The organism is Dysosmobacter sp., assembly GCF_052306735.1.
Classification (GTDB): domain Bacteria; phylum Bacillota; class Clostridia; order Oscillospirales; family Oscillospiraceae; genus Oscillibacter.
In genome coordinates, this window is record NZ_DAWBAJ010000004.1 from 79,377 (window position 1) to 92,627 (window position 13,251).

The following is a 13,251-nucleotide window of genomic DNA, read 5'->3' on the forward strand; positions in this document are numbered from 1 at the left end:
GGCGCCCGCGGCTTGTGTTTTTCCCCAAAATTTCAGTTGGATCCTGTGGGATCCTACAAAGCAATAGCCCACAGGGTATTTTTCCTTGATAACGCCCTTTTCTCTCCATTTCCGGTGCGGTATACTGGAAAAAACACCACCGCCCCGGCGGAGAAACGGAGGCCCCCATGGAAGCGCAACGCATAACACCGCTGTCCGATCTGGCCAGAGAACTGCTGCTGAAGGAATCATTCCTGAAAAAGCTGGGTATCCGCCGGGAGGCCTCCGGGCGGCTTTTGGGCAGCGTCCCCTGGACACAGCTCACCGCCTCCCTGGAGCCCATTACCGGCCGGATCTCCTGTGCCCGGGCCCTGGATGCCTTCCGTCCCCTGCTGGACACCATCGCCCTGGAGCCGGCTGAGGGCTGGCTGCCTTACACCTACCAGGTGGCCCGGTGCATGCTCTATCCGGAAGCAGACCGCACCCACACCTCCGCCCAGTGGGACGGTGCCTTTTGCTTTTTGCAGTTTCTGCAGGCGGTCTTTACGGCAGAGCGGCAGGCCCTTCCCTTTGACCCCTGGCTGGACTTTGCCTTCTGCTCCCGGGAAGAACTCTCCGCCAGCGCTGTGGCGGAGCCCTACCGCCAGTTCCTGTACCGCTGGCAGGAGGAGTACATCTATGAAATGCTGCGCCTGGGCCGGGAGGTAACGCCTTTCCACACCCTGGAGCACATTGCCGGCGTCCATCATGTGGCCATGACGGTCTCCCGGGCCTTCTCCGCCGGTGGAGGGCTCATCGACCTGGCTCTGGTCTCCGCCGCCGCTGCTGGGCATGACCTGGGAAAATTCGGCTGCAAGCCCGGCGAGCGGGTCCCCTACCTCCACTACTACTACACCGACCAGTGGTTCACCCAGCGCCAGCTGAACATTCTGGGCCATATCGCCGCCAACCATTCCGTCTGGGACCTGGAGATCGAAAACCTCTCCTCGGAATCCCTGGTACTGGTATACGCCGACTTCCGGGTCAAGCAGACCCGCAATGGCGACGGCAGTGAGACCGCGCAGCTCTTTACCCTGCAGGATGCCTTTGATGTGATCCTCAGCAAGCTGGACAACGTGGACAGCGCCAAGCACCGCCGCTATCAGTATGTCTATGCCAAGCTGCGGGATTTTGAGGACTACATGGTCTCCTTCGGGGTGGACACCACCCTCTCGGCCCAGCGTCTGATCCCGCCGCTCCGAAAGGATGCCGCCCTGATGACGCCGGACGAGGTGGTCTGTGCCCTGCGGCGCACCGCCGTGGATCACAATATCCGCCTGATGCACCGTCTGGGCCATGAGCAGCTCTTTGCCCAGACCCTGGAGGCTGCCCGAGGGGAGAAGAACCCCGCCCGCCTGCGAGCCTATGTCTCCATCTTTGAAGAGTATTTCACCTACCTCAGCGCCACTCAGAAAGAGCAGACTCTGGACTTTCTCTATGAGCTGCTGCTGACTCCCGACGGCGACATCCGCCGCCAGGCAGCGGCACTGATCGGCCGGATCCTGGCGGGCTTCCAGTCCGGCTACAAGAAGGAGCTGCCCTCCGGCACTGCGCCGGATCCTCAGGAGGCGCGGCCCTTCCAGCTGTGGGAGGAATACCTCAGCCGGATGATCCATCCTGACCGCCGCCTGACCATCCGTCAGACCAGTATGATCCGCTACCAGGCCAAGACGGTGGCGGACGCCCTGCTGGAAGCCTGCTCCGACGCGGACGCCTCCCGGTTTGCAAAGCAGCTCTTCCTCCACTACCGCACCCCCGCCCAGGTGGAGCCGGACGCTGCCTTTGCCCTGCTGGACGCGGTTTTGAATCTGCCTTTGAACCGGATCACCGGATCCGAGCGGCGGCTGCTGGTGGACTTTTCCATCTGGTGGCTGCTCCACGGAGATGCCCCTCAGAAGGCTGCTGCCCTGCGCCTGTTCCGCCATCTGCTCACCGTCCTGTCCCCGGACGGGCAGGAATTTCAGGACATTGCCGACGCCGTGGCGGCGGCAGACTGCTCTGAGAGCATCCCCCTGGTATTTTTGCAGGTGCGGCTGGGAAAATATCTCTATCTGGACATGTCCAGCCAACAGGGACTGCTGGATCAACCTGGCGCCGTCAGCACCGTGTTCCTGGACAATCTGAAAACCGCCACGCCCTGGATCCTCAAGGCCATCGGCGTGGAGTATCTGCAGGAGCTGGTAGCACACAGCGACCACGCCAATGTACTCCACATTGCCACCCACTTTTCAAACCTCATGAAGGTCAGTGAAAACGTGGTGGTGCGGCGTATGGCAGGCGCGGCCCTGCTGTCCCTGGCCCCCATGCTCACCCCGGATCACCGCAACGAGATCGCCGTGGAGCTCTCCAAGGCGCTGGAGACCGGCCAGGCGGAGATCTCCCAGTACATCCCGCTGTACCTGGGACAATTCGCCCTGTGGCTGACTCCCCGGGAGCTGGACGAGGTGCTGGACCAGATGCTCTCTCTCCTCTCCTCCGCCAACAGCGGGGTGGTGAACGCCGCACTGGCCACCGTGGGTTCCATGCTGGAACACTACGCTGTCTACCGCCAGCGGTTCGGGGAAAGTGCCGCGGTGCTGGAAAAACGCCGGCGCCGGATGGCGGGGCTGCTGCTCAAGGGCCTTGCCTCCTTCCGGGAGTCCGTGCGGCAGGAGGCCCTGCGGATCCTGGGTGAGGGGCTGTTCGCCTCCTCCGTCCTCTCCTTCCAGGATAAGACGGATCTCTTTACCCTCACCGCCAAAAAGATCCTCTTCCTCATCGGCGAGCAGCCGGAGCGGGAACTGACCTTCTTCTATACCGCCGCCGCCCTCTCCCACATCTACCGTTTCATCATCGCCCACCGTATCGAGTCCGGCCCCTTCCAGTTTGAAACGCCCGACCAGGTGGCGTTCTTCCCCGGTACCTTCGATCCCTTCTCCCTGAGCCACAAGGGCATCGTACAGGAGATCCGGAATCTGGGGATGGAGGTCTATCTGGCCGTGGATGAATTCTCCTGGTCGAAAAAGGCCCAGCCCTCCCTGATGCGCCGCCAGATCGTCAGCATGTCCGTGGCGGATGAGTTCGACGTGTACCTTTTCCCCCATGACATTCCGGTGAATCTGGCCAATCCGGGAGACCTCAGCCGCCTGCGGCAGGTCTTCTCCGGCCGAAAAATTTACCTCACTGTGGGATCCGATGTGGTTGCCAACGCCTCGTCCTACAAGGCGCCCCCGTCTCCCGGCTCCGTCCACTCCCTGGGGCACATCGTCTTCCGCCGTTCCAGCGACGCAGAGGGCCACGAGATTGATGCGGACTTAAGCTGCATCACCGGGCAGGTCATCGAGTTGACCCTGCCCACCCATCTGGAGGATATCAGCTCCACCCGTATCCGGGAAAACATCGACCTGGGCCGGGATATTTCCAACCTCATCGACCCGGTGGTTCAGGACTTCATCTACCGCAACAGCCTGTACCTGCGGGAACCCCAGTACAAGCAGCTGGTGCGGGCCAGCTATCTGGAGTTTCTCTGGGAGAGCACACCGGATCCGCAGCTGCTCTCGCAGCTGGCGGCCCAGCACCCCGAGATCCGTTCGGATCTGCGGGACGGCGTGATGGTGCTGCGGGAGGCAGGGCCCCATCCCAGAGTGCTGGGCTGCCTGACGCTGCGCACCATCAACTCTGGGGGGCTCTATGAGGCCCTGGGCAGCCAGGCTTCCGCCAACTACGTCCGCCAGCACACCGCCGGACGCATCCTGCTGCTGACCGGGCTGCAAGTCTTCCACACCCCCACCGGCAATTACGACGTTGGCCAGCTGCTGCTGACGGAGGCGCTGTCCCGGGCCATGGCGGAGGACTGCGGCTATGCCGTCTGGTATTCCGGCAGTCCCCTCACCGGGGAGCTGGAGTCCCTGCTTCTGCGCCACGGCTTCCTCCCCACTCTGGTTGGCTCTTCCGCTCCGCTGCTGCTGGTGGATATGCGTTCCCCGGCGGTACTGGTGCAGAATATCCCCACGACGCTCAAGCAGCCCTTCTCCGACGACCGCCAGGTTCTCTCCGCCGCCCAACAGGCGCATCTGCGCTTTCAGGAGGCGGTGGCAGGGCTCTACCCCGGCACCCTGGTGCTCTCGCTGAACGCGGAAGTCATCTACCACCGCTTGGTACGCAAGATCGTGGAAGCCGGGGGCGTGCCCGCCGAGCCCACGGTCCCCCGGGTACTGGGCCCCAAAATGTGCGTTCCCTTCGGCAAAATCCTCCGGGGCAATGCCATTCCCAACACCGTTACCAAGACCATCCACACCGACAAGGTCTTTGCCCCGGATCTGCGCTCCTTTACCATCCAGCCCTTCCCGGGCTACGCGCCGCTGCGCAGCCAGATCCGCACCGTCAAGTCCTTCCGCCGCCCGGTGATCCTGGTGGACGACCTGCTCCACTCCGGCAACCGGGTCAACGCCCTGGATCCCCTGTTCCGGGAGGAGGGGGTGGAGATCGACCAAGTGCTGGTGGGTCTGCTCTCCGGTCGGGGACGGGATCTGATGGCTGCCAAGGGCCGTGCAGTGGACAGCGTCTATTTCGTCCCCAACATGCGGGCCTGGTTTGTGGAATCCACCATGTACCCCTTCATCGGCGGCGACACCGTCAGCGGCGCGGAGGCCTCCGTCCCGGGCCTGACCCCCTCTGTGAACCTGATCCTGCCCTACGCGTTTCCACGCTTTTACAAGGAGTGCGACCGGGAGGCGGTGTTCCGCTTCTCCAGGGCATGCCTGGAAAACGCCCGGGACATCCTGCTGGCCCTGGAGGGCTCCTATCGAGAGCGCTACGCCCGCAATCTCACGCTCTCCCGTCTCAGTGAGGCGGTAATTCTGCCCCTTTCCCCGGACAAGGGCAGCTGCCTGCGTTACGATCCCAACCTCTCCGCCTCCGCGTGTCTGGAAAACGATCTGCAGATGCTCCTCAGAATGCGGGATCTGCTGGAATAAGAGAGGGGCGTTTTCCCGTGAAAGAATTGATTTTTTATTGTCTCGCGGCTTTTTTCCCGCCGCTTTTGCTGCGGGCTGCGGCAGCCTGGCTTCCTGGGAAAGCTGCCTCCCTCCGGTTTTTGCTGCTGGTCTATCCAGTGGGGCTTCTCATCCTGACGGGAGCGGCTTACTTGTCTGACCCGGGCTTCTTCATTGGCTGGAACGCATTTGTGGCCGGGTGGTTCGCCATTCTGGCCGTACTTGCCCTGGCGGGATACGGCGGGGGCAGCATTCTGGCAAGGCTTCTGAGAAAGAAGGGAAAGAAGTTTTGAATTACTATGATTTTCACGGACAGCGGGCCATCTCGCCCTTTCCGGACCTGCCGCTTCCGGCTGCGGAGCCGGGTATACCGGAGCTGTATCTCACGGAGCGGCCTCCGGAGAACACCTGGGCCTCCTGCCGTCCCACCCATCCCCGGCAGCTGAGCATCTTCAGCAGCGACGTCTCCTGGCTGGATCCCCGGCGAATAGATGTCCCGGAGCAGGATCTCCCCCATACAGCCATCCAGGCTCTGGACGCGGGGACGCTTCAGGCGGTGAATCTCCGCCACCCCCGCTGGCGGGAGGCCTTGAATTTCACCCGGCCCCGGCCGGGGAAAAAACGGGTACATCTGCTGGCAGTGGGAGACGTAGGGGGCACGCTGCTGACAGCCTTGAAGCTGCTGGGCGGGGACTGTATCTCCTCCATCGGCATCTGCGATCTCAATGAAAAGACTGTGGCGCGCTGGCGAGCAGAAATGGGGCAGATCTCCTGGCCCTGGGACTATGACGTCCTGCCGGAGGTAGAAGCCGTCTCTTCGGAACGCCTCTTTGACTGCGATGTCTTTATTTTCGCCGCCACCAAGTCCATTCCGGCGGTGGGCAGCGGGGTCACGGATGTGCGCATGGCCCAGTACGAAGCCAACCGTCCTCTGGTAGCCTCCTTTGCCCGACAGGCCCGGGAGGTGGGCTTTTCCGGCCTCTTCATCGTCCTCTCGGATCCGGTGGATCCCCTGTGCCGGGCAGCCTACCAGGCTTCCAACGCAGGGCCCGACGGCCACTGGGACGGCCTGGGACTCCTGCCGGAGCAGATCCAGGGCTTCGGCCTGGGAGTCATGAACGCCCGGGCGGCGTATTTTGCCAGGGAGGATCCCCGCTTTGCCTCATTCCTTACGGAGGGGCGCAGCTTCGGCCCTCATGGCAAGGGGCTGGTCATTGCCAACTCTGTGGAGCACTATGATGACGCCCTCTCCCGGGAGTTGACGGAGCAGGTGCTCTCCGCCAATCTGCGCATCCGGGAGCTGGGCTTCAAGCCCTACGTGGCTCCGGCGGTATCCTCCGGAGCCATGCAGCTGCTGCTGACCCTGCGGGGACAGTGGCACTGCGGCTCCGTGTGCCTAGGCGGCATATGGTTCGGCGTGCGCAACCGCTTTACACCCACCGGACTGGAAGTGGAAGCCTTGGAGCTGCCGGACACCCTGTTTGCCCGCCTGCGGGAGACGGAAACACTGCTGCAAAGCATTCAGTAGGAAAGGAGGCGCTGGAATGGGAGATGATTTGACCGTCATCGTCCTGGGCCAGGGAGAGTCTCGGTTTGATGATGCCCTCTCCGCCGCGGTGCGGGGCCGGGCCCACCAGTGCATCTCCTGGCTGACGGATCCTATGCAGGGACGGCGGCTTCTCTTTGCTGTGCCCCTGCCTGATAGCGGCGTGAATTCCGCCTTTTATCAGCTGCTGGCCTTCCTCAGGGCCCATCCGGGCTGTCTGGCCGGCAGTGTGGGCGGCATTTTGGTGGATGGGCCGGGAGACCTGTACACCAAATCCGTTGCCCGGGAACTGGTGCTCTCCGCCTCCCTGGCTGGGTGCACCTTTCCGGGACGGCCCCTAGTGGAGGGGGTGGGAGGGCTGCGCAACTTTACCGTCCAAGCCAAAAACGCCGGCTGCGGTCTGCTGGAAGCCTATCATCTGGCGGCGTCAGATCTGACTGTGCGAGTACTCTCCTTTGCCCCGCCCCGGCGGAACCGGCCCAGGCTCCTGGTGCTCCACGCCTCCAGCCGGGCCACTTCCAACACCCTGGCCCTGTGGAGCCGGGCCCGGGCGATTTTGGAGGGCCGCTGCGACATCACGGAGATCGGCCTGCGCAACGGCACTCTGGAGGACTGTGCCGGGTGCCCCTACACCACCTGCCTCCACTTCGGCGAGCGGGGCAGCTGCTTTTACGGAGGCGTCATGGTGCAGAAGGTATACCCTGCCATCCGGGACGCCGATGCCGTGGTGCTGCTTTGTCCCAACTACAACGATGCCCTCTCCGCCAACCTCACCGCCGCCGTCAACCGCCTGACGGCCCTCTACCGCACCACCTCCTTTGCCCAAAAGGCGGTGTTCGCCCTGGTAGTCTCCGGCTACTCCGGGGGAGACATCGTGGCTTCCCAGATCGTCTCCGCCCTGAACATGAACAAGGGCTTCTGGCTGCCGCCGCAGTTCTGCCTGCTGGAAACCGCCAACGACAAGGGTGAGGCGGAGCGGCTGCCGGGGATTGAGGAACGGGTAGCGCGATTTGCGGAAAATATCTGGCAGCAGCTTAGCGCATAAGGAAAGAGGACGCACGGGTAGCCGTGCGTCCTTGTTTTTACCACCAGCAAAATACATCTTCAATCTCCACGGTATTCCCGTCCCCTGCAGTGACGGAATACGCCCAATCCAGAGGCGCATTTTTCAATTCCGTGATAAAGTAACGCTCTCCGTCTTTCTCCTGCCAATCCGGCGCAACCTCCTGGCTCCAGGTCGTCCCATTGTCTGCCCGGGCGTGAATGGTCAGCGTTTTCACCGCAGGGTCATCCACCTGGCCGAACACATAGGTTGCACTCGTTTTCACGTGCTGCCAAACACCAAAATAGGGGTCTTCTCCCTCCCAGGTCTCCACAATGCCCCATGCTCCGGTACTCCATCCGCCCCACAGGTAGAACTTCACAGGGCAGAAGAAAAGCGTCCGCTCCCCAACGGAAAGCGTAAGCCTAGCCGGTCCCGTCCCTATCGGATTCTCCCCCCGGATCCACATGACCGGTTCCAGCGTCTCGATGCCCTGCTCCTCTGCTCTTTCCAGAATCGCCTGTTGGGGAAGAATTCGGTAAAATCCTGCAGTCGATGATACCAGAATGACCACCACCAGCAGCAGGGCATACAGCAGGGCTCGGCCTCTGCGGCTGTTATGAAGGCGTTTTTTCATGTCACCACCTCCCAGCGGATGGGGACCTGCGCCTGGAAGGCCTCTCCATACCGCTCACAGCACAGCGTCACATAGGGATCCCCAGCCTGCACGGGAATGAAATACCGATACTCGGCGACACCGCCCGCTTCGCTGCCGCCGCCACCGAAAGCCTCCTGGACCTCCCCGCGATAATCCACCGCCGTAACGGTGCCTCCGGCAGCGGAGCGGAAAGGGTTCTTGTCGTACCAGCTCATCCAGACGGAGACCTCGGGATTCCCATTTGGATCCTTTTTTGCTTCGGCGGCGTAGATGTACCAAATATCATCTCCCATAGGGACTCGGATGTCCAGGATCTGCCCGCCGGAGCCCATTTCTTCCAGCCGCCACTCCAGTGGTCTGCGGGCCTCCAGATTCTGCCTCAGTCCATACAGGGAGGGGTTCGAGCACAGCACCACCGCGCACACAGCTACAAGCGCTGCCAGCAGCACCCGGCTTAAAATCACCCAACCCCAGCCGGTGTACTGTTCATTCAGCTCCCGGCCCACCTCTACGGGATCCCCCATGGCGGAAAGGGTCCGCTCCTCCGCCAGTTCCGGCGGGTAGTCCAGTTCCAGCAGGTCCGCCATGTGGTCCTCGATGTGCCCGTCGATCTCCGCCCGGATAGCCTCCCGCTCCCGCCGCGTCACATGGCGCAGGGTAGAGAGCAACGACTCCGTATATTCTTTTCGGGTCATGGATGCCTCCTCTCACCAAGGCCAGTATGCCTCCTGTTCTTCATAGGAATCATATTCTGCCGTGACGGCACCGCTGCTGTCATAGGCCGTTGCATGAAGATAAATTGGGCCATACAGGGCTCCTTTTGTATCAATGGCTTCCTCCACATCTGCTGCCAGCAAAACATAGCGGTAATTTCCGGCGGTTACCCACGTGTCGTGTGCCGTTGTCAACTCCATCAGCTCCACACCGGTTCGCTCTTCCGTCTTCTCCTGCCGCTCTCCCGGTGCCCAGATGGAAACTGCTACCGTTTCCACATTGGGATCTCCCACCCGCAGGAAGCCCTTGGCCAGAAAGCCTGTCCCCTCCAGTGTCACGCTGCCGCTCAAGGCTGTTCCATGGCAGTCATAGGCATAGTCAAAGTCTGGCCGCCACCCTGTCAGCAGATGGAACGATGCACCGGAAAGCAGCACCGTATCACCCTTGTGCGATATACTGACCAATCTCTTTTCTCCGTCTCTCTCCGTGTACCATTTCCGACAGACAAGATCTGTGGGGCCGGTATTGCTGGCCTCCTCCGCCAGATACCGGGCCTGGGAGGGCAGGAATATGTAGAGCCGGAAAACACTGGTGAGACACACCAGGATGGCCAGAAGCAGCCCCCACCGCGCAGCCGTTCTCCTGCGGGTGGGCAATTCTTTTTTATGATGCCGCATCTGCTTCCCATTCCCCCCAGCACAACGGGATCTCCACCCGCACATCATAGCCGTTCTTCTGATAACAGACCGCTATGTACGTGTCTTCCCGCGTCACCTGAATATTGACCCAATCCCGATACCGCCGATCCCTGCTCAAATCCTCCGCATTTTCTTCCGTCTCCGTGGTAAAGGCCAGATCCCAGAGCAGGCTCTCAGAGGGAACCCCCAGCCAGCGTCGGTCGTAATTGCAGGCCCAGACACTGGCCCGGGCCGTCCCGTCCTCCTCAAAAGCCATAACCCCCACCCGATAGATGTACAGCACGTCATTTCCCACCTCTGCCCGGATATCCAAGTCCTTGGTGTAGACATGCTCCCCGTGATTGTTCGCGAATGTGTACCGGTAGACTGCCTGTTCCGGATCCATGCGGGCTGCGATATTCCGACAGATCATCTCCACATCTGATATGGTCAGCAGGACAATCACAAACAGCACCACAGTCACTGCCTTGACCACCCGGCTTAAAATCACCCAGCCCCAGCCGGTGTACTGTTTATTCAGCGCCCGGCCCACCTCTTTCGGGTCCCCCATGGCGGAGAGGGTCCGCTCCTCCGCCAGTTCCGGCGGATAGTCCAGCTCCAGCAGGTCTGCCATGTGGTCCTCGATATGGCCGTCGATCTCCGCCCGGATGGCCTCCCGCTCCCGCTGCGTCACATGGCGCAGGGCGGAGAGCACCGACTCTGTATACTCCTTTCGGGTCATAGGCTCAGGCCAGATTCAGCCCCGGGCTGGAACGAAGCACCGCGTTGACAGCTCCGGAATAGGTCTTCCAGGCCTCCGCCTCCGTCTTCAGGGCCGCGCCCCCCTTCCGGGTGAGATGATAATACTTCCGCATCCGCCCTGTGGGGGCCTCCTGCTGATAGGCCTCCACCAGGCCCTCCCGCTCCAGACCATGGAGCACCGGGTAGAGGGTTCCCTCCTTCATCTCGAAGGTGCGGTCTGACCGCCGGGCCAGCTCCACAATCATCTGATAGCCGTACATGTCCTCTCCCGCCAGCAGCGAGAGCACCAGCAGCTGGGTATGTTCAATGGCTTTCTTCTTTTGCATATGGCACCTCCTGGGCAAAAATTACCTAGAATCTCTATGCCCATTATACATAGAGGTTCTAGGTGTGTCAAGGGCAAAAAAACAGACCGTCCAAGCGGTCTGTTTTTCCTCAGGATTCGTGACTTTCCGTTGCTGGTACGCTCATTTCCAGAAGCTGGCGGCCGTAATCGCTCAAGTAAGGATCCAGGGTATCATAAGAGATCAGAAAGACCTGGGATCCTGCCGCATAATAGGCCAGCTCATAGGGTGAAAACCCTACGCTCATGCCATCTTTTCCAAACGTCACGGCGTAATCGTCCCAGGAGGCCACAACTTCCGGATAGTTGTCCCAGTAGGCTCCCTCCAGTTCAGCCCCGGGAGCAATCCGCTCCTCAGCCTGGCGGATGATCTCATCCCGCACGGCCTCCATAAAGGCCTTGCTGTCGGCGGACAGCGCGTCCGGCGTCAGAAATGTCCCGCTGTCCAAGTCAAAATTCCAACTCATCAGATAGCTGTTGGGATGGACGCCGCCCCAATAGGCCGCGCTGGTGGCCCCGATACTGATGAGGGATCCCGTCCGGTACGCTGTATACTCCAGTTCCTGCCAATAAGGACTGACCCAGGAAAGGCCCTCTTCCTGCTTCCACGCATAGTCTGCCTGGGCGGACTCCATCAAATTTTCGTCTTCGCCCCGCCAGGAATCAAACTTTTTATTAAAGGTCTCCGCAATTTCCATGGCGTGCGTCTCTTCCGGCGTGGCAGCCTCCGTCACCTCCGTTCCATCCTCCCGGTAGCAGCGCAAAACGGGGAGTTCATAGTCGTAGGTGGCCAGCTTTGTGCCGTCCTCCGCCTGATAGATGCCGGAGACATAGCTGTCCTCCAGGCGGTATTCCACTTTGGATTCCCTCGGGGGCAATGGATCCGCCGCTGCATTTTTCACATTGGTCATACTTCCGCTGGAACAGGCGGCCAGAATGCTCAATGTCAGCAGCAGTGCAAAAATATTCACCATAAAAACGCTCCTTTTGGGGATTTCCCGGGAAATCAGCAAATCACCGGCCCTTCCCGCCACTCCGCTCCGCCGGAAGCGGCCGCAAGGTTCGGATATGCCAGCGTATAAAGGTCAGTGGATCGCGCCTCCAGCTCCAGCAGCTGCTGCGCATCCGTGGAAAGGCGCCGGACATCTGCGGGCTTGGTGAGCACCGGGAGAGACGCCGTGTGCCGCATTCTCCCCAGCAGCTCCCGGCCCCGGGTATTGGCCGCCAGCACCCGCAGATATGCCATCCGCTCCGGCAGCTTTGCAGGTGTCAGGCCCAGATAGGCCCACAGCACCATCCGGCGCAATCGGGCATAGGGATAGCGCCGGGTCTTGGCGGTGCGCAGAAGTTCTTCCAGGGTCGAGGCAGTGCGCGCCGCTTGATACAGGCGGTTGCAAAGGCCCTCCCGCCCCGGATCCAATGCCGCAAAGTCTGCCTCTGTCATGCTCCGCAGCCGGGCCAGAACTGCCCGCTCACAGGCGGAGGCCAGCACCGGGGCCCGCCCGGCAGCCTCCTCTTCCAAATAGGCTTGTCTCATGGCGGAGGGCAGCAGGCCCAATGCCTGCGCCCGTCCCTTCCCCGTCAGCAGGGCCCGCAGGGCGGAGGCGGAGGGATGCTCCCCGGAATGCAGGGCACCGTCGTGGGCGGCCCCCCTCCGGGACACCGTCAAAACGTGCATGGCGCTCTTGTGCCGGAGTAGTGCCTTACAGTATTCCACACCTAAAATGTTGTTGGGAGAAACCAAAAGGTTCCCGGTTTCCGGCCCCAGCAGGGCCGATACCGCCCGCTGCCGGGCGGCGGCAAAACTGTCCCCCGCTGTCAGCTCCCGCCGCAGCAGGGCGGGAAACTCCCGGCTCATCAGCGCCCCGGCCACCTGCCGCAAAGCCGCAGCATCGCCGCACTCGCTGCCAAAGGCCAGGCAATCCACCAGGCCCGTAGCCTGGAGTACCTGCACCCCCCCGGCGGCAAACCGCTCCGCCGGAGCGGCAGCCCAGGGCAAGGGAATCTCCAGCACCAGATCCACACCGCTCTCCACAGCGGCCCTGGCTCGCTGGTGCTTGCGCAGCAGGGCAAAATCTCCCCTCTGGACAAAGTTGCCGCTCATGGCGCAGATCACAGCGGTATCCGCCCCCAGACGGGCGCGCACCTGTTCCAAAAGATACAGATGGCCGCTGTGCATAGGGTTATACTCTATTATAATACCTGCAGTTTGCACATAGTTCACCCCTAAGCAGTGACAAAAAAATGACATTTCGGTAAAAATGGTAGTTGTAACCTGGGAAATCTCTGATATAATTAAACTGTGAGTTTCCGTAAACATACGGAAACACGTTTTCTTTACATTTTATCTTAATACCGGGAGCGCCGCAAGGTTTTTCCCAAAAGAAGAAAGAGGAGTCTGAAACCATGAACATTCTCGTCATCAACGCAGGCAGTTCTTCCCTGAAGTACCAGCTGCTCAATCCCGAGACCGGCGTGCTGCTGGCCAAGGGTCTGTGCGAGCGCATCGGCATCGACG

The 13,251-nt window shown here is 61.3% G+C and carries 12 protein-coding genes; 5 read left to right on the top strand and 7 right to left on the bottom strand.

Annotated elements, in window-relative coordinates; translation table 11 throughout:
• Positions 1–167: 167 nt before the first annotated feature.
• From ACT67G_RS02260 to ACT67G_RS02275, 4 genes are read left to right on the top strand one after another with little or no spacing between them, the layout of a single operon-like run.
• Positions 168–4,973 (top strand): cytidyltransferase-related domain protein, encoded by a 4,806-nt coding sequence (locus ACT67G_RS02260; protein WP_443662842.1) that lies wholly within the window; start codon positions 168–170, stop codon positions 4,971–4,973.
• Positions 4,974–4,990: 17 nt separating this feature from the next.
• A complete protein-coding gene (locus ACT67G_RS02265; RefSeq protein ID WP_443662843.1) occupies positions 4,991–5,284 on the top strand; it encodes a hypothetical protein in 294 nt (97 codons plus the stop codon).
• The gene (locus ACT67G_RS02270; RefSeq protein ID WP_443662844.1) at positions 5,281–6,519 is read left to right on the top strand and encodes a lactate dehydrogenase; all 1,239 of its coding nucleotides are present in this window, start codon (positions 5,281–5,283) and stop codon (positions 6,517–6,519) included. The genes ACT67G_RS02265 and ACT67G_RS02270 overlap by 4 nt, the downstream gene beginning before the upstream one ends.
• Positions 6,520–6,535: 16 nt before the next feature.
• Positions 6,536–7,582, top strand: coding sequence for an NAD(P)H-dependent oxidoreductase (locus ACT67G_RS02275; RefSeq protein WP_443662845.1), 1,047 nt, complete (start codon positions 6,536–6,538; stop codon positions 7,580–7,582).
• Between the two features lie 37 nt (positions 7,583–7,619).
• On the opposite strand, the gene ACT67G_RS02280 is transcribed toward ACT67G_RS02275, so the two are convergent.
• The 7 genes from ACT67G_RS02280 to ACT67G_RS02310 all read right to left on the bottom strand — a co-directional run bounded on the left by ACT67G_RS02280 (position 7,620) and on the right by ACT67G_RS02310 (position 12,948).
• Complete coding sequence (locus tag ACT67G_RS02280) at positions 7,620–8,216, bottom strand: hypothetical protein (protein ID WP_443662846.1); 597 nt, start codon at positions 8,214–8,216, stop codon at positions 7,620–7,622.
• On the bottom strand, positions 8,213–8,932 hold the full coding sequence (locus ACT67G_RS02285) for a permease prefix domain 1-containing protein (protein ID WP_443662847.1): 720 nt from the start codon (positions 8,930–8,932) through the stop codon (positions 8,213–8,215). The genes ACT67G_RS02280 and ACT67G_RS02285 overlap by 4 nt, the downstream gene beginning before the upstream one ends.
• A 12-nt stretch (positions 8,933–8,944) precedes the next feature.
• Positions 8,945–9,628, bottom strand: coding sequence for a hypothetical protein (locus ACT67G_RS02290; protein ID WP_443662848.1), 684 nt, complete (start codon positions 9,626–9,628; stop codon positions 8,945–8,947).
• On the bottom strand, positions 9,615–10,370 hold the full coding sequence (locus tag ACT67G_RS02295; protein ID WP_443662849.1) for a permease prefix domain 1-containing protein: 756 nt from the start codon (positions 10,368–10,370) through the stop codon (positions 9,615–9,617). Before ACT67G_RS02295 ends, ACT67G_RS02290 begins: the two co-directional genes overlap by 14 nt.
• Positions 10,371–10,374: 4 nt before the next feature.
• Positions 10,375–10,716, bottom strand: coding sequence for a PadR family transcriptional regulator (locus ACT67G_RS02300; protein ID WP_325247865.1), 342 nt, complete (start codon positions 10,714–10,716; stop codon positions 10,375–10,377).
• A 109-nt stretch (positions 10,717–10,825) separates the two neighbouring features.
• On the bottom strand, positions 10,826–11,707 hold the full coding sequence (locus tag ACT67G_RS02305) for an RsiV family protein (protein ID WP_443662850.1): 882 nt from the start codon (positions 11,705–11,707) through the stop codon (positions 10,826–10,828).
• 32 nt (positions 11,708–11,739) lie between these two features.
• Positions 11,740–12,948 (bottom strand): tRNA(Met) cytidine acetate ligase, encoded by a 1,209-nt coding sequence (locus ACT67G_RS02310; RefSeq protein ID WP_443662851.1) that lies wholly within the window; start codon positions 12,946–12,948, stop codon positions 11,740–11,742.
• 191 nt (positions 12,949–13,139) lie between these two features.
• On the opposite strand from ACT67G_RS02310, the gene ACT67G_RS02315 reads away from it, so the two are divergent.
• Positions 13,140–13,251, top strand: a 112-nt coding sequence (locus ACT67G_RS02315) for a hypothetical protein (RefSeq protein WP_443662852.1), incomplete at its 3' end; no start/stop codon positions are given.

Coding starts and splice junctions, on each gene's coding strand:
- ACT67G_RS02260 (WP_443662842.1), top strand. CDS start 168: ATGGAAGCGCAACGCATAACACCGCTGTCCGATCTGGCCAGAGAACTG.
- ACT67G_RS02275 (WP_443662845.1), top strand. CDS start 6,536: ATGGGAGATGATTTGACCGTCATCGTCCTGGGCCAGGGAGAGTCTCGG.
- ACT67G_RS02280 (WP_443662846.1), bottom strand. CDS start 8,216: ATGAAAAAACGCCTTCATAACAGCCGCAGAGGCCGAGCCCTGCTGTAT.
- ACT67G_RS02285 (WP_443662847.1), bottom strand. CDS start 8,932: ATGACCCGAAAAGAATATACGGAGTCGTTGCTCTCTACCCTGCGCCAT.
- ACT67G_RS02290 (WP_443662848.1), bottom strand. CDS start 9,628: ATGCGGCATCATAAAAAAGAATTGCCCACCCGCAGGAGAACGGCTGCG.
- ACT67G_RS02295 (WP_443662849.1), bottom strand. CDS start 10,370: ATGACCCGAAAGGAGTATACAGAGTCGGTGCTCTCCGCCCTGCGCCAT.
- ACT67G_RS02300 (WP_325247865.1), bottom strand. CDS start 10,716: ATGCAAAAGAAGAAAGCCATTGAACATACCCAGCTGCTGGTGCTCTCG.
- ACT67G_RS02305 (WP_443662850.1), bottom strand. CDS start 11,707: ATGGTGAATATTTTTGCACTGCTGCTGACATTGAGCATTCTGGCCGCC.